Origin of the sequence: Mucilaginibacter litoreus (assembly GCF_042676805.1) — a bacterium.
Taxonomy (GTDB): Bacteria; Bacteroidota; Bacteroidia; order Sphingobacteriales; family Sphingobacteriaceae; genus Mucilaginibacter; species Mucilaginibacter litoreus.
The window spans coordinates 77,598-94,918 of record NZ_JBHTHZ010000012.1 but is presented as its reverse complement, the minus strand read 5'-3'; the positions used below and the strand labels follow the sequence as shown (position 1 = coordinate 94,918).

The 17,321-nt window shown below is 45.2% G+C and carries 8 protein-coding genes and 1 pseudogene; 8 read left to right on the top strand and 1 reads right to left on the bottom strand.

Features of this window, described 5'->3' with window-relative positions:
* The first annotated feature begins 21 nt into the window (after positions 1–21).
* The 4 genes from ACFQZX_RS13160 to sov all read left to right on the top strand — a co-directional run bounded on the left by ACFQZX_RS13160 (position 22) and on the right by sov (position 11,485).
* A complete protein-coding gene (locus tag ACFQZX_RS13160) occupies positions 22–1,269 on the top strand; it encodes a lytic transglycosylase domain-containing protein (protein WP_377116044.1) in 1,248 nt (415 codons plus the stop codon).
* Positions 1,270–1,377: 108 nt separating this feature from the next.
* Positions 1,378–3,666, top strand: a complete 2,289-nt coding sequence (locus ACFQZX_RS13155) for an NADP-dependent malic enzyme (RefSeq protein ID WP_377116042.1) — start codon at positions 1,378–1,380, stop codon at positions 3,664–3,666.
* Between the two features lie 20 nt (positions 3,667–3,686).
* Complete coding sequence (ruvA, locus tag ACFQZX_RS13150; protein ID WP_377116040.1) at positions 3,687–4,271, top strand: Holliday junction branch migration protein RuvA; 585 nt, start codon at positions 3,687–3,689, stop codon at positions 4,269–4,271.
* 212 nt (positions 4,272–4,483) lie between these two features.
* Positions 4,484–11,485 (top strand): T9SS outer membrane translocon Sov/SprA, encoded by a 7,002-nt coding sequence (gene sov / locus ACFQZX_RS13145; RefSeq protein ID WP_449288931.1) that lies wholly within the window; start codon positions 4,484–4,486, stop codon positions 11,483–11,485.
* A gap of 249 nt (positions 11,486–11,734) precedes the next feature.
* Here the strand turns inward: sov and ACFQZX_RS13140 are convergent, their stop codons facing one another.
* Complete coding sequence (locus ACFQZX_RS13140) at positions 11,735–13,540, bottom strand: hypothetical protein (protein ID WP_377116036.1); 1,806 nt, start codon at positions 13,538–13,540, stop codon at positions 11,735–11,737.
* A gap of 132 nt (positions 13,541–13,672) precedes the next feature.
* Between ACFQZX_RS13140 and miaB the strand changes: the two genes are divergently transcribed.
* The 4 genes and pseudogenes from miaB to ACFQZX_RS13120 all read left to right on the top strand — a co-directional run bounded on the left by miaB (position 13,673) and on the right by ACFQZX_RS13120 (position 17,303).
* The gene (miaB, locus tag ACFQZX_RS13135; RefSeq protein WP_449288930.1) at positions 13,673–15,082 is read left to right on the top strand and encodes a tRNA (N6-isopentenyl adenosine(37)-C2)-methylthiotransferase MiaB; all 1,410 of its coding nucleotides are present in this window, start codon (positions 13,673–13,675) and stop codon (positions 15,080–15,082) included.
* A gap of 35 nt (positions 15,083–15,117) precedes the next feature.
* Positions 15,118–15,492 (top strand): annotated as a pseudogene (locus tag ACFQZX_RS13130) (four helix bundle protein).
* 26 nt (positions 15,493–15,518) lie between these two features.
* The gene (locus ACFQZX_RS13125; RefSeq protein ID WP_377116034.1) at positions 15,519–16,766 is read left to right on the top strand and encodes a sigma-54 interaction domain-containing protein; all 1,248 of its coding nucleotides are present in this window, start codon (positions 15,519–15,521) and stop codon (positions 16,764–16,766) included.
* A 9-nt stretch (positions 16,767–16,775) separates the two neighbouring features.
* Positions 16,776–17,303: an LptE family protein gene (locus ACFQZX_RS13120; RefSeq protein WP_377116032.1), complete on the top strand. Its 528-nt coding sequence runs from the start codon at positions 16,776–16,778 to the stop codon at positions 17,301–17,303.
* Positions 17,304–17,321 lie beyond the last annotated feature (18 nt).

Genomic DNA, 17,321 nt, shown 5'->3' with positions numbered 1-17,321 from the left:
ATTGAGCTGAGTTTACCCTGAATGATGAAGAAACTATTTACTATTGTTATCTGTACGGTACTATTTCAATTAGTTAAGGCAGATGCAAGGCTGGCTATGCCCATAGCCGGTGCAATGCAGCAGGATACCAATATCCTTGTGCCCGATATAGAAAAACCTGTATCTGTTTATGACAATGTAATATTTAAGCGCCGCCTCGATTCTATTCAGCAGGATGTGCCCTTGGATTATAACGGCTATGTGCAGGCTTATATAGATAATTATACACGCCGCAAAGATGAAATGGGGCGCATCATTGGCCTTTCCAGGTACTATTTCCCTATTTATGAAAAAGCGTTTGCAGAAGCCGGCATCCCTGATGAAATCAAATATCTTTCCATAGTTGAATCGGCATTGAACCCTAATGCCGTATCAAGGGTTGGCGCTGCCGGCCCGTGGCAGTTCATGTCAGAAACGGCCAAGTTATATGGCCTGGCCATGACTGATTATGTGGACGAACGCCGCGATCCTGTAAAAGCAAGTAATGCCGCTGCCGCCTATTTAAAAGATGCCTATCAGCAATTTGGAGATTGGTTACTGGCTATAGCCTCTTATAACTGCGGGAAAAGTAACGTTCAGCACGCGTTGGAGATATCCGGCGCGCATGATTACTGGTCTATCCGCGAGCTGCTGCCGCCAGAAACCCGGGGTTATGTGCCGGCTTTTATCGCGGTAAACTATGTGATGAATTACCATAAAAATCATTACATACAACCACAAACTGCCGGCTTGGCCATTGTTACCGATACCATCATGGTAAACAAATTTGTATCGCTGGGCCGGGTGGCACAAGCCTTAGGTATGCCCCTTAAAGATGTTTGCACGCTTAACCCATCTTACAGGCAGCAGGTGGCAAATGGTACTGCTGCAATGCCTTGCCGCATAGTTATTCCTAAAGCTGATGCACAGCAGCAGGCTGTGTTACATACCGCGGTGAATGATCTAAATGCCGCTGTAAGGGCTGTAAGGCCTATGCAGTATGTGGCAATTGTACCGCTCGCCCCGCTTGTGCCGGTAAGGGCTATACCTGCAGTAACACAGCAGGTAGCAGCAACAGGGCCGCTGCCATCCCCGGTAACTTACATTACCCGTAAGGGCGATACCTTGTCGGGCATTGCCAGCCAGCACGGTGTAAAGGTTGAAGATCTGCTGCAGTGGAATAAATCATTAGGCTCTAACACAACCCTGCCCCTGGTACCCGGGCTGACCGTAAACATAGGCAGGGGATAAATTTAACTTTTTTTATAAGCCTGGTTTTGATATGCTTCAGGACCGGGCTTTTTTATTAGCCGTTCAAAAAAAGTATCGTACTTTTGGGGGCTTCAATTATTGAAAACCATGAATAAACCAAATCGTAAGCAGGATGCCCTTAATTACCATGCCAAGGGTCGGCCTGGTAAAATACAGGTGGTGCCTACCAAGCCTACCAACTCACAGCGCGATCTTACATTAGCTTACTCGCCCGGCGTTGCAGAACCATGCCTGCGCATTGCCGAAAATGTTGAAGATGTTTATAAATATACTGCGAAAAGTAACCTGGTTGCCGTGATAAGCAATGGTACCGCTGTGTTGGGCTTAGGCAATATTGGCCCCGAGGCAAGCAAGCCGGTTATGGAGGGCAAAGGTTTATTATTTAAGATATATGCCGATATAGATGTTTTCGACCTGGAAGTTAACGCCCAATCGGTAGACGATTTTGTAAATATTGTAAAGGCGCTTGAACCCACTTTTGGTGGCGTAAACCTTGAAGATATATCGGCCCCAACCTGTTTTGAGATAGAACGCAGGCTAAAAGCCGAAATGAATATCCCCGTAATGCATGATGATCAGCACGGGACAGCCATTATATCCGGCGCTGCGTTAATAAACGCCTGCGAGATACAGGGTAAAAAGCTGGATGAAATTAAATTGGTTGTAAACGGTGCGGGCGCTGCGGCCGTATCATGCACTAAAATGTACCTGTCGCTGGGTGTTAAAAAAGAAAACCTGGTGATGTTTGATATTAACGGGCTGCTGACACCTGAGCGTACCGATCTGGATGAGATACGGCTGGATTTTGCCACCCAGCGCAAGGATATCAGCAATCTGGCTGATGCGATGAAAGGGGCGGATGTTTTTGTAGGGCTGTCTGCAGGTAATGTGGTAACGCCGGATATGCTGATAAGCATGGCTAAAAACCCAATTGTGTTTGCAATGGCCAATCCCGAGCCTGAAATTAATTATGATCTGGCTATTGCTTCCCGCGATGATATTATTATGGCTACCGGCCGTTCTGATTTTCCTAACCAGGTAAATAACGTATTGGGTTTTCCGTATATTTTCCGTGGCGCGCTTGATGTAAGGGCCACCGCCATTAATGAGGAGATGAAGATCGCGGCAGTTTATGCTATTGCAGAAATGGCCAAGAAACCAGTGCCCGAGGCGGTGAACCTGGCTTATGACATGACCAATTTAAAATTTGGCCGAGATTATATTATCCCCAAGCCAATGGATCAGCGGTTAATAACCGAAGTTTCCGCGGCAGTGGCTAAAGCGGCAATTGATTCGGGCGTGGCGCGTAAAGTCATTACCGACTGGGATGCCTATAATGAAGAGTTGATCTCGCGCCTGGGTAACAATAACAAGCTTTTACGGGATATTACCAATAAAGCCAAACAAAGCCCTAAAAGGGTGGTATTTGCCGAGGCCGACAACTACAAGATACTAAGGGCTGCGCAAATTGTAAAAGATGAAAAGATCGCTACCCCGATATTGCTTGGAAATGTTGATACCATCAAACGCATTATGCGCGACAACGAACTTGACCTTGGCGATGTGCAGATCATTGATCCTAAAGCAGAAACAGACAGGTCGGAAAAATTTGCGCAGTTTTTATTTGAGAAACGCCAGCGCAGGGGAATAACCTTGTTTGAGGCCAAGAAGCTCCTGACAGACCGTAGCTACTACGGCGCCTGCATGGTACAGTTTGGCGAAGCGGATGCGCTGATATCCGGTTTAACAAAAAACTATGTTTCAACCATTAAACCCGCCCTACAGATAATCGGGATAGAAGAAGGCATCAGCCGTGTTGCCGGTATGTACCTGATGATTACCCAAAAAGGCCCGTTCTTTTTTGGTGATACTACAGTTAATATAAACCCTACGGCCCAAGAACTCGTAGACATAACCGTGTTGATAGAAAAATCGGTAGCGCAGTTAAATATACAGCCAAGAGTGGCTATCTTATCCTACTCAAACTTTGGCTCTAATGATGGCGAATTGCCGGAGAAAACGCGCGAGGCGGTTAAAATACTGCATGAAAAATATCCCGAAATGATAGTTGATGGCGAAATGCAGGCAAACTTTGCACTTAATCCATCCCTACTGGCTGATAATTTTCCGTTTTCGACATTAAACGGCAAGCCGGCCAACACGCTGATATTCCCAACGCTTGAAGCAGGTAACATTGCCTATAAGCTGATGCAGGAAATTGGCGGCGCCGAGGCTGTAGGCCCAATATTATTAGGCTTAAAAAAGCCGGTGCATGTACTGCAGCTGGGTAGCTCGGTACGCGAGATTGTAAACATGGTTACCATTGCGGTTGTAGATGCGCAGATAAAATGTGCCAAAAATAACCCCAAGGCCTAAAAAAAGTAATTTGATTAAACATGTACGATTATATTGATGGTAAGTTGGCCTTTAAAAGTGCTGCCTATGTTGTAATTGATGCCGGAGGGGTGGGGTACCAGATCAATATATCTTTAAATACCTACTCGCAGATTAGCGACAGTGAACGTTGTAAGCTGCATACTTGGCTGCATGTAAAAGAAGATGCGCACACCCTGTATGGCTTTGCCGGCGCGGGTGAGCGGCGGCTGTTTTTGCACCTGATATCCATATCCGGAATTGGCCCCAATACCGCCCGGATGATGCTCTCATCCATCACGCCGGATGAAATTCAGGCGGCCATTATACAAGGTAATGTGGCATTAATACAACGCATAAAAGGAATAGGCCCCAAATCGGCGCAGCGGATAATACTGGAGCTTCAGGATAAGCTGAAAAAGGATGGGCCGGATACTTTAACTGCCGTTCCGGCTGCCAAAACCGCTAAGGAAGAAGCCCTTGCCGCGCTGGTAATGCTGGGGTTTGCACGCAACGCCGCCGAAAAAGTTCTGGATCAGGAAATTAGCAAAAATACGGGTGTTTTAACTGTAGAACAGCTGATTAAATACGCGTTAAAGAACCTATAATTACTCGATATTAATATATACAGTTGGTTAAATTTTTTACTAAGCTTTTTGTAGTTATACTTTTTGTATCTGCTTTAAGCGGGGTGGATCGAGTGTTTGCGCAACAAGGTTCGGCACAGCCATCTAACCAACCGGGGCAACCCAGTACTAACCAGCAGCAAGTACCCCAACAACCCTTAAACCAGCAGCTGCACCAAGCGCCTGGCAGGCAAATACCCGGGCGGCAAACCAGCCAGGCAGGGCAAACCAATATAGCAACACAACAAACAACACGGCCTGATACCGGCTATAAACCCGGCCCCGTTAACCTGCGCGAAGCACAAAGCAAACGTGAGCGTTCGGGCTTATTTTTTACCGATCCGCCGGGCCTGGTGCGCACCATTGAGTATGACCCTGCCACTAACCGTTACATTTTATATGAGCGGTTAGGTAACTTAAATTATCGTGCCCCGCAATACCTTACCTTTAGCGAATACCTGTTACTGCAGCAACGCAGCACAAAACGCGATTATTTTCAGCAACTGGCAGATAACTATGCTTATGAGTCGCAGCAACCTGGGTTTATACCCCAGATAAAGGTACGCAGCAAAACTTTTGAACAGATCTTTGGCAGCTCAAACATCAACATCCGCCCGCAGGGATCTGCCGAGGTGATTTTGGCGGGGCAGGTCAACAAAAATCAGAACCCGCTTTTCAGCGCCCGGCAGCGTAACCAGTTCAATTTCAATTTTGATCAGCGGATTCAATTGAACGTGACCGGTGATATTGGCGACAAGTTAAAAATATCAACCAATTACAATACGGAAGCCCAGTTTCAGTTTGAGAACCAGATAAAGCTGGATTACACCGGCAGCCCAGACGAGATCATCCAGAAAATTGAGGCCGGTACAGTGAGCATGCCGCTTAACACCACTTTGATCACCGGCAGCCAGGCGCTGTTTGGGGTAAAAACCAAGCTTAAGTTTGGCAGGCTGGATGTAACCAGCATCTTCTCGCAGCAGCGCTCTCAGTCCCGCAATATCACCATTACTAATGGTTCGCAGCAGGGCAACATATCTATCACCGCTGCCGATTACGAAGCCAATAAGCACTACTTTCTTTCGCAGTATTTCCGCAACAATTATAACAGGGCGCTGGCGAACATTCCCATCATCAGCTCTAACATCACCATCACCAGGATAGAGGTATGGACAACCAACCGCACCAATGTAACTACCGACTCGCGCGACATACTGGCCTTTTTAGATTTAGGGGAGAACCGGCCATATAACTCCGCTTTGATACAGGGTGGCGGCGCTTACAGCCCTTATCCTGCAGGTTACAAAGGCCCTGGTTTCCCCCAACAGTCAAACTCGTTATTAAACAATCTGCCGGCCGGCGCGCGTAACACCAACTCTAATGATGTTGCCAATTACTTCAGGGGCACGGGCGCTACAGATAACTACGCCAAGCTTACCTATGCACGCAAGCTTACCGATAAAGAGTTTACCCTGCACCCGCAGTTAGGGTATATCTCATTAAATTACCCTTTAAATAATGATGAAGTACTTGCTGTAGCTTATCAATATACACTAAACGGCCAGCAATACCAGGTAGGTGAATTCTCCAGCGATGTGCCGGTAGACGCGGCCACCCCTAAGGTGCTGTATACCAAATTGCTTAAAAACGAGTTACTGAAAACCAACCTGCCAACCTGGGACCTGATGATGAAAAACATCTACTCATTAGGCGCCTATCAGATCAGCCCGGTAAATTTTAAGCTGAATGTTTCCCGCCTGGATGATAAATCGGGTATCGAGAAATCGATAATGGATGAGGGCACTAACACCAGGAGTAAACGCTGGCTGCAAATTACCGGTGTGGATAACCTCGACCAGCAGAACGATAAACATCCCGATGGGTATTTCGACTTCCTCGAAGGTATCACCATCGACTCGCAAAACGGCCGGATCATGTTCCCGGTGCTGGAGCCATTCGGCAGCGACCTTGCAAGGCAGTTTACTACGGGCGAAACGGATATTGCCTCGAGATATGTATACCAGCCACTATACGATTCTACCAAAACCATCGCGCAGCAATTATTCCCCAGGCTTAACCGCTATCTGATAAAGGGTACCTATACAGGGCAGAACGGGTCTGAATACCAGTTAAATGCCGTTAACGTTCCGCAGGGCTCGGTAGTGGTAACGGCGGGAAACCTTAAATTACAGGAAGGTACCGACTATACCGTTGATTACGGTGCTGGCCGCATACGTATACTTAACCAGGCGCTGCTGCAATCGGGTCAGCCTATCAATGTAAAGCTGGAGAACAATGAGCTTTTCGGGGTGCAGCAAAAATCGTTGTTTGGTTCGAGGTTAGATTATCATGTAAACCCGAAACTGGCTTTGGGTGCTACCATTATGCACCTTAGCGAGCAGCCAATAACGCAGAACGAGATCATCGGCGAGGAATCTATTTCAAACACCATCTGGGGTTTTGATGCCAATTACAGTTCCGAATCGCGCTTTCTTACGCGCCTGGTTGATAAAATACCACTTATTAATACCAAGGCACCATCAACCATTAATTTTAGCGGTGAGTTTGCTCAGCTGATGCCCGGCAGCCCTAACGCGCTTAATTTTGCGGGCTCTAAAAACGGCACCTCGTACCTGGATGATTTTGAGAACAGCCGCTCTGTTATTGATGTAAAAAGTGCTATCAACTGGCAGATATCGGGTACGCCGCAAATGTTCAGCGAGTCGCAAACTTTTAATGATCTCAGCTACGGTTTCAATCGCGCCCGCCTGGCATTTTACAATATCGACCCTATATTTTACACCAATGGCGGTACTATCCCGGTATCGCGCTCCGACCTTTCCAACCATTACGTAAGGCAGGTGCTGGAGCAGGAAGTTTTTCCGTACAAGCAGTCTACAACCGGCCAGCCATTAAGCCTGGCTACATTAAATATGGCCTTTTACCCAACAGTGCGCGGGCCATACAACTTTGCAACAACCGGTATCAACAGCGATGGCACACTGCAAAACCCGCGCAGCCGTTGGGGCGGTATGTTCAGGAAACTGGAAACAAACGATTTTGAATCGCTCAACGTAGGGTATATTGAATTTTGGGTATTGGATCCATTTATTTACAAACCTAATTCGACAGGTGGCGATCTGTATTTTAATCTTGGTAGCGTATCTGAGGATATTTTAAAGGATGGCCGTAAAAGTTTGGAGAACAGCTTGCCGGTTGATGGCGCGACAGCCGATAAGGTAGACGAAACCGTTTGGGGCAGGGTATCAAAGCTGCAGCCGGTAGTAAACGCTTTTGATAACGACCCGAATAACCGCAGTTTACAGGATGTGGGTTTAGACGGACTGAACAATGACGGAGAGAAGGTGAAATTTGCCCCGGTGCTGCAGCAGGTGCAGGGCCTGTTAAGCCCCCAGGCAGCGGCGGCGCTGAACAATGACCCATCTTCTGACGATTACCAGTATTACCAGGGTGCAGCGCTTGACCAGGCCGGCGCTGGGATATTAGACCGTTACAGCCGTTATAATGGTACCGACGGTAATTCTAAGACAGCCGAGCAATCTCAGGCTGAACTGGGCATACAAACATCGGCTTCAACCTCGTTGCCGGATGGTGAGGACATTAACCGCGATAACAACATGAGCCAGACTGATGAATATTTCCAGTATCATGTTTCTATACGCCCGCAGGATATGGTGGTTGGGCAAAATTATGTCAATGATAAAATTACTGCTAATGTAAAGCTACCCAACGGATCTACCCAGGCAGTAACCTGGTACCAGTTCAGGATACCGATAACTGATTATAGCAGTAAAGTAGGCAACATTCAGGATTTTAAGGCCATACGCTTTATGCGCATGTTCATGACCAACTTTGCCGATACGGCCATCTTGCGTTTTGCCACGTTGCAGCTGGCACGCAGCGAGTGGCGCACATTTAATGCGGAAAATAATCCGCTGAACGTAATTGCAGACCCTGCCATACAAAACCCGGTGATAGATGGCTCAACGCTTGATGTGCAGGCCGTAAATATTGAGGAGAACGGTAACCGCACACCTATACCTTATGTGGTGCCCCCGGGCATCAATCGCCAGCGTAATTATAACAACCTGCAAACAGATACCAAGCTTAACGAGCAATCCCTGTCGCTTAATGTAACTAATCTGCGCGATGGCTATTCGCGTGCTGCCTTCCGTACATTCTTTAACGATCTGCGCTCGTATAAACGCATACAGATGTTTATACATGCCGAGGGCGAGCAGTTAAGTGATAACGACCTGCATGCTTTTGTACGCCTGGGTGTAGATTACCAGGACAATTATTACGAGTACGAAGTGCCGCTTGCCATTACCCAGCCCGGTACCCGCGACCCGGGTTCCATCTGGCCGGCCAATAACGAACTGGACCTGCAATTGGCTGTATTGACCGATGCAAAGCTTGCCCGTAACAACGCCAAATTAAACGGGCAACCATGGCCTTATACCGTGCCGTTTACTTATACCGATGGACGGAACACAGTTACCATTAAAGGGCAGCCTGATCTGAGCCGTCTGCGTACAATTATGCTTGGAGTGCGCAATCCTTATAAGGCAACAACGCTTGCTAACGACGATGGACTATCAAAAACGGGTACAGTTTGGTTTGATGAGTTAAGGCTTACTGATTTTGACCAGCGGGGCGGTTGGGCAGCCACCGCGCGCGTGGACGCTGCATTGGCCGATTTTGCCAATATTACCGTTTCAGGCAGTAAAAGCACCATCGGTTTTGGTACGCTCGACTCGCGGGTGAGCGAACGTAACCGAAGCGATAACCAGATCATTGATGCATCGGCCAGTGTTGAATTAGGCAAGTTCTTCCCCGAAAAAAGCGGAATACGGATACCGGCATACGTTAACATAACTACCCAGGTTAGCACACCGCAGTATGACCCAAGCATGCCGGACGTGGAGCTGAAAAAATCACTTGCCGCCGCGCCTAACAAGCAGGTGCGAGACTCGATAAGGAATGTGTCGGTGGATTATACCGTCCGCAAAAGCATTAACTTTACAAATGTGCATAAAGAGCGCACCAACCCGGATGCCCCTGTACATGTATGGGATGTTGAAAATTTTGCCGCTACCTACGCTTATACCGAGTATCAGCACCACGATTTTATTGTGGAGAATGATTTAGCCAAAACATACCGGGTGGCATTAAATTATAACTACAATAAAGAGCCTAAATATTACGAGCCGTTTAAAAAAATTATAAAGAACAATCTGCTTGCACTGGCCCGCGATTTTAACTTCAGTATATTGCCATCAAGGTTAAACTTTAGTATTAACTTCGACAGGTTTTACTCGGAAAACACCCTAAGAAATAACGACCCGAACAACTACATCCCGATACCCACCTCGTTTAATAAAAACTTTAACATAACACGTGTTTATGGTATAGGCTGGAACCTGTCCAAGTCGTTACAGTTAGATATCGACGCGACCAACCTATCGGTAGTTGATGAACCGGCCGGCCGTTTGAACGGGCTTAAGCGCGATACCCTTTGGGAAAACCTGTGGCGACTTGGCCGTACGGTAAACTACAACCATACCATTAACCTTAATTACACAGCGCCGGTGAATAAAATACCCGGCCTGGACTGGACAGCCCTTACCGTTAGGTACAGCACCAACTTTAACTGGCAAAGCCAGCCGGAGTTTGCCATTAACAACCCAACGTACGATGTAGGCAACACCATCCAGAACGCGCGTACCATACAGCTTAACCCTAACCTTAACTTTACCAGCTTTTATAATAAATTTTCGGCATTGCGTAAAAAGTCCGATGGCAGTGGGGGGATAGGTAAATTCTTTTTAGGCGTGCTGACCGGTATTAAAAACGTGAGCGGTACTTATACCCGTACCGAGGGTACTTTTCTACCGGGCTATATGCCAAAATCAAACCTGTTTGGGCAGGACCTAAGCTATGACGCGCCTGGGCTGGGCTTTTTGTTAGGCAGCCAGGCCGATATACGTGATAAGGCCATCGCAAACGGATGGATAAGCACAGATACCCTGCAAAACCAGCTTTTTGTAAAAACGTATAATGAGGACATCCATCTGCGCAGCATTATTGAGCCCATACCTGATCTGCGTATCGAGCTGTTAGCTTTTAAAACGCAGGACCGTAACTATCAAACCAACTTTAAATACCTGGAATCGACCCAGAGGATAGAAAACCTAAGCCCGGTAACTACCGGTACTTACAGTATATCCTATATGTCGCTGGCAACCGCATTCTCCAAATCGGGTGATGCCACGCGTACATCGGCTGTGTTTCAACAGTTTTTAGATAACCGTTCGGTAATATCACAAAGGCTTGGCCGTACCAATCCTAATTCGGCCGGGGCAGCAGGGGGCTTTGCCGATGGTTACGGGCCCAATGCGCAAAACGTTTTAGTGCCGGCGTTTTTGGCGGCCTATTCCGGAAAGAATGCCGGCAAATCAACTACTAACCAATTCCCTGATATACCTATACCCAACTGGCAGATTTCGTACAACGGCTTAAGCCGCCTGCCTTTCTTTTCAGACCTGTTTGACTCTTTCGACCTGAAGCACGGCTACCGTTCATCCTACAACATTGCAGGCTATACTACGCTGCTACAGTACCAGGAAACCAATGGGATGGTCAATTCAAGAGATGCCAATAACGACTTTTTGCCGTTCTACCAGTTTCAGCAGGTGTCTATATTTGAGCAGTTTGTGCCATTGATAGGGGCTGATGTGCGCTTTAAGAACAGCATGACCGCCAATTTTGAGTATCGCAAAACACGGTCGTTAAGCCTTAGCCTGCTGAACAGCCAGCTGGCACAACAGGATGAGAACATTGTAGTTTTAGGTTTTGGGTATCGCCCTAAAAACTTCAGGATGCCGTGGGGGTTATTCGGTACAGGCGCAAGAACTAATAATGATGTTAACTTTAAGCTTGATGTTGCCATACGCGATAATAAGACCTTGATCTACCGGGCGGATGTAGCGGGTGCCGAAGTATCATCGGGTGCGCAGAACATTACCTTGCGCCCGGCTATTGATTGGGTAATCAATCAGCGCTTTAACCTTAACCTGTTTTACGATAGTAACATTACCAAGCCATATACATCGCAGGCATTTACCACATCATTTACTAACTTTGGTATAAATTTAAAGTTGCTGCTGCAATAGCTTGACTCACCCCGGCTGCGCTTCGCTGGCCGACCCTCTCTGCTGCGCAAAGAGGGGGTAATGAAAACCATGTCATTCTGTTCGATTAAAAGTTTACTAAGCTCTAACAAGATTCTTCGCTATCGCTCAGAATGACATTGATTTATGTTTTCCTTCAATACTGACATTGTTTTGCCACCAGAATTGTCATAGCTCTGATTAATAAATATTTAGACGTGTTCATGGTGTTCACTTGTGTGTTCGTGAACATTACGTTTTTTTTCCTTCCTTTTTCTCCTTTACCTGCTCTTTAAATTTTTTATCTTCCTTCTTCTTTTCTTCAACCGCTTTTTTAATGATCTTTTCCTGCTCTTTTTTGTCTTCGGTATCTTGCTGGCTATTCAGCTTCTTTTCCTGGGCCGGGCCAATGCCTGCACAATTTTTAATTCCGTTGAGCAGTACGTGCCATATGGTTTTAAAAAACGGGAAGTTGGCCGGGCGTATATAAACCACGTTGGCCATACGAGGTTTTGTTTCGCCATCGTCGGGGTTATCATGTTTTATAATTACGGTATTAGCTAATGTGCTTATCAGCGTTTTTTTAGTATAATCTGCCCGAAGTATGTCAACATTTAGGTTTGTGTATAAAAAAGATACCGTGCCCTTTGAAGTTTTTTGGGTGCTATGTACGTTAAAATCAAAGCTGTTTACTTTGCCAGAGTTTATTTTAACCATCGCCAGGGGCATAAGCACCGGGTTAACAATCTGCATGTCCATTGGCCCCATATGCCCTTTATAGGCATAATTGTAGGTAGCATCGTTAAGGTTAAAGGTAAATTGCAGGCTAAGCTTTCCCTTGCCCATAAAGTAGCTGGTAATGTTGGCTGTACATATATTGTTTTTTGCAAGGTCTTGTTTTCGGTTGGTCATATTCAGGAACCGGCCATTGATCTTTGTAAATTTTACATGCCCGAATTTATTCGATGTTTTATTTAGTTGAGAGTAAGTGAAGTTCATGTGTTTTAAATCGAGCGTGTCGATATTCAGCTGCATTTTTAACTTATGCCTGATGGCCCAGTGCGGAAAGGTGACCAGCCTGTCCGTTGTTTTTAAAGCCCCGTTGTAGTTACCGAAAACTTCAAAATCACCTTTATCTATAACCATTTTTTTTATATCGATACTTTGTGTTTTCTGATAGTTTAAATAATCAAAATCATTCAGCACAATATTTTCAAGATGCACGATAAATCGGTCGCTTTTGCTTTTTTTAAAAAAAGTTGTCCGTTCAGCGGGAATAAGGGAAAGGCCGGAAACGGTAAGCCTTTTGGTTTGCGTAGATAGTTGTGCCGATTTTACTTTAAATGTATACAAGCCATCCGCCGATTTGCTCGTATAATCATTCAGTTTTGTAGTGATATCCTTGCAGAATAAGAACCGTGAAGTATCGGTTTGCGATGCCGAATCAATTAACAGGTTAGTGGCCTTTACATCCATCTGGTTTAATTCTGATTTGGTCGGTTTAGCGCCGGTGTAGTCAATTTTTTGATAATTGATGCCAGTCAAATTTATCTCGCCTATTCTTACTGATTTTAAGCTGGCTGATATTTTTTGATATAGCGTGCGGTCATCTTTCTTACCTGTATCCGCTTTTTGTGCATACTTGCTTACAACAATTTTAGGGTTATTAAGTGCAATTTTACCGATAACAAGCTTTTTGTTAAAATACAGATCAAAGGCCTTTGCCCCAGATATAACCAGTCGATTAAGTTGAAGTTGGTATAAATTATCCGGTGCTATACCCTGCTTTTTTTTTTGCCGGTAAATATTCTGGTCGGGTTTAAGTGTAACATTGTATAATGTGGCCCTACCCTGAAGTATATTTAATTTGATGTCGCTGAAATTGATATGATAAAGGCTGTCTGAACTGTTTTCAACAGTTGTTTTTAGCTTGGCAGAAAGCTTTGGTTCCAGGTAACTGTTTAAAAATAACGCCGGTATCAGTACCAGAATTACCAGAACGGCCAAAACTATAAGCAGCACTTTCAGCCACCTGTGTTTAAATACGTTTAATGTCATTTATTTATATTTTGTGGTGGCTGTATAGATAACCTGTTTATATAACAACAAAATGATAAAATTGTTAAGCGCTGACATTCTGTCACTCCATTATATAAAATTTATGTATTTTTGCGGTTCAATTTTTTTATAATGGATTTGCTTATACCGGATAAAACGCACGACGAGAGCAGGCAGGGAGAAGCTTTGGTATTGGAACCAAACGGGAAAAACAATGGCCGCAAACTTTATATAGAAAGTTATGGCTGCGCCATGAATTTTTCTGACAGTGAAATTGTTGCCTCAATACTGGCGGATAAGGGTTTTGAAACCACATCTGATTATAATAATGCCGATGTGATATTCATCAATACCTGTTCTATACGCGAAAATGCGGAGACGCGTGTACGCAACCGGCTGAAAGAATTTGCCGGTGCCAAGGGTAAAAACCCGGGTATGGTGGTTGGCGTTTTAGGCTGCATGGCCGAGCGTTTAAAATCCAAATTTTTAGAAGAAGAAAAGCTGGTTGATGTTGTAGTTGGCCCGGATGCCTACCGCGATCTGCCAAACCTGATAGAGCGGGTTGATGAAGGACAGCGTGCCGTAAACGTATTGCTTAGTCGCGAAGAAACTTATGCCGATATTAATCCGGTACGCCTGAATAGCAATGGCATCAATGCCTTTGTATCCATTATGCGTGGCTGCGATAACATGTGCTCTTTCTGCGTAGTTCCGTTTACCCGCGGACGCGAACGCAGCCGTGATGCCTACTCGATAGTAGCCGAGTGCCAGGGTTTATTCGACAGAGGTTATCGTGAAGTAACATTGTTAGGTCAAAATGTCGACTCTTACAAATGGAGCAACGAGGTTGAGCACGTAAATTTTGCCAACCTGCTGGAAATGGTAGCACTAATAAGCCCTGAGTTGCGTGTGCGTTTCTCTACATCGCACCCAAAGGATATTACTGATGAGGTGTTGTATACCATAGCCAAATACGATAACATTTGCAATTATATACACTTGCCGGTACAAAGCGGTAACAGCCGCATACTTGATCTGATGAATCGTACCTACGACCGTGATTGGTACATGGAGCGTGTGGATGCCATACGTCGTATCATTCCGGATTGTGCTATATCTACCGATATTATTACCGGTTTTTGTACAGAAACGGAGGAAGAGCATAACGACACGCTGACTATGATGGATTATGTACAGTACGATTATGCCTACATGTTTATGTATAGCGAGCGCCCGGGTACACTGGCTGCTAAACGTTATGCAGATGACATACCGGAACCCATCAAGGCGATCCGTTTGAAACAGGTAGTAGCCAAGCAACAGCAGAATTCTTATGTGCGTTTACAACAGCACGTAGGGAGGATTGAAAAGGTACTTATCGAAGGCTTTTCAAAAAAATCTGATCAGGATTACTGCGGCCGTAACGATAAAAATGCCATGGTGGTGTTCCCGGTACAGGAGGGTTATAAGCCGGGCCAATACGCTAACGTGCTTGTAGAACGCTGCACAACAGCTACTTTGATAGGAAAAATAGTAGCATAGAAACAGGATTCAAGAATCAAGAACCAAGATGATCAATGCATAACTTTAAAAGTTTAAAGATTTGGAAAAGATCGATGGATCTTACAGATTCGGTTTTTGATTTTATAAAAGATTTGCCGGTTAACGAGCGATATAATTTAACTAATCAAATTAACAGATGCTGCTGTTCAATACCCTCAAATATCGCAGAAGGCTCAGGTAAATGAACAAACTTACATTTCAGTGAGTTCTTGTCAACTGCGCTAACATCTTCATTTGAATTAGAAATGCAATTATTGATTTGTGAACGCAGGGGCTACGGTGATATAGATAAATTACAGTCTTGTTTAGCATCAACAACAGAAATCCAGAAAATGATTTTTGTTTTCCGGGAACGCATAGTGAACAATGAAGTTTATCATGAATCTTGACTCTTAAATCTTGGTTCTAACATCTTATGGAAGTACAAGAAATTAAACAACGTTTCGGTATCATCGGCAATTCGCCGTTGCTAAACCGGGCTATAGATATTGCCAACCAGGTTGCGCCAACAGATATTTCGGTTTTAATCACTGGCGAAAGCGGTAGCGGTAAAGAGGTGTTTTCGCACATTATACACCAAATGAGCGCGCGTAAGCATGGTCCGTTCATTGCGGTCAACTGCGGCGCAATACCTGAAGGTACAATTGATTCTGAGCTTTTCGGTCATGAGAAAGGTGCCTATACCGGGGCTGTAGGTGAGCGTAAAGGGTATTTTGAAACCGTTAACGGCGGTACCATATTCCTGGATGAGATTGGCGAAATGCCATTAGGGACACAGGCCCGTTTGCTGCGTGTGTTAGAGTCGGGCCAGTACATAAGGGTGGGTTCATCTAAAGTGGAGAAAACAAACGTACGCGTTATTGCAGCAACCAATGTTGATGTGTATGAGGCTGTAAAGGCGGGCCGTTTCAGGGAAGACCTTTATTATCGCCTTAACACGGTGCCTTTGCGTATACCCCCGTTGCGCGACAGGAAGGAAGATATTGTTTTGCTTTTCCGGAAATTTACTGCCGACTTTACAGATAAATACCGTACCCCGCCCATACAGCTTGATGAAGAAGCGCAGCAAATATTGGTAAATTACTCGTGGCCAGGCAACGTGCGCCAACTTAGAAATATGGCCGAGCAACTTGCGGTTTTAGAGCGCGACAGGGTGATATCAGCCCAAACCCTGCTTAATTATATCCCGGCGGAAGCAGGCAGAAGCAACCTGCCGATGCGATTGGGAAATCAACCGAAAGAAGATTTTTCTGAGCGCGACATACTATACAAAGTGCTGTTTGATATGAAGCGCGATATGATAGAACTGAAAAAGCTGGTTGCCGATATTATTGAACATGGAGGGGTAAGCCAAAATTATCAGCACAATGCACAGGCTATAACTCAGCTATATCGGGATATAGAATTACCTCAGGCTAATGATGCCGAGCCACAATTTACGTTGCAACAACCCGTTAAAAGTAACATTGGCAATAACAGCAATGATTACAATATAACGCATGATGCCGAAGAAGTTGAAGAATCGCTTTCGCTGATTGAAAAAGAGTCGGATTTAATACGGAAGGCCCTTAAAAAGCACAAAGGCAAACGTAAGCTGGCAGCCAATGAACTTGGTATATCAGAGCGTACCTTGTATCGTAAAATAAAAGAGCTAAATTTATAACCAGGCAAAATGAGTAAAAAGTTATTGGCGGCTTTAGTGACAGGTGTATGTATGGTGGTGGCGCTTTTTACCTCATGCTCATACCGGCTATCATTAAACGGTTCATCAATTCCGGCAGATCTTAAAACCATTGATATAGAGTTTTTTGAAAATAACGCACAGTTGGTTGTTCCAACTTTAAGCCAGCAGTTTACCGAGGCTTTAAAAAACCGGGTACGTACTACTACAAGGTTAAGTATTGTACGCGGTGAGGCAGGCGCTACCATAAGTGGCGCTATTACAGGTTATACAATTGCGCCGGTATCTATACAGGCAACATCGGGTAATACAGCGCCCATTGCAGGAGCCAGCCGGCTGACTATAACTGTAAGAGTAAAGTATGACTATGAAGCCGATAAAAAGCTTAGCTTTGATGAGTCGTTTACAAGATATAAAGATTATACCGGCGATATTGCGGCGCAGGAGCAAGCATTGATAGCGGATATAAATAAGCAGTTAACTGAAGATATTTTTAACCGGGCCTTTGCCAACTGGTAGGCAACAGTATAAACCAAA

What these genes read in the sequence shown, in the direction of transcription:
- miaB (WP_449288930.1), top strand. Translation starts at nt 13,673, where the DNA reads ATGGATTTGCTTATACCGGATAAAACGCACGACGAGAGCAGGCAGGGA.
- ACFQZX_RS13120 (WP_377116032.1), top strand. Translation starts at nt 16,776, where the DNA reads ATGAGTAAAAAGTTATTGGCGGCTTTAGTGACAGGTGTATGTATGGTG.
- ACFQZX_RS13160 (WP_377116044.1), top strand. Translation starts at nt 22, where the DNA reads ATGATGAAGAAACTATTTACTATTGTTATCTGTACGGTACTATTTCAA.
- ACFQZX_RS13125 (WP_377116034.1), top strand. Translation starts at nt 15,519, where the DNA reads ATGGAAGTACAAGAAATTAAACAACGTTTCGGTATCATCGGCAATTCG.
- ACFQZX_RS13155 (WP_377116042.1), top strand. Translation starts at nt 1,378, where the DNA reads ATGAATAAACCAAATCGTAAGCAGGATGCCCTTAATTACCATGCCAAG.
- ACFQZX_RS13140 (WP_377116036.1), bottom strand. Translation starts at nt 13,540, where the DNA reads ATGACATTAAACGTATTTAAACACAGGTGGCTGAAAGTGCTGCTTATA.
- ruvA (WP_377116040.1), top strand. Translation starts at nt 3,687, where the DNA reads ATGTACGATTATATTGATGGTAAGTTGGCCTTTAAAAGTGCTGCCTAT.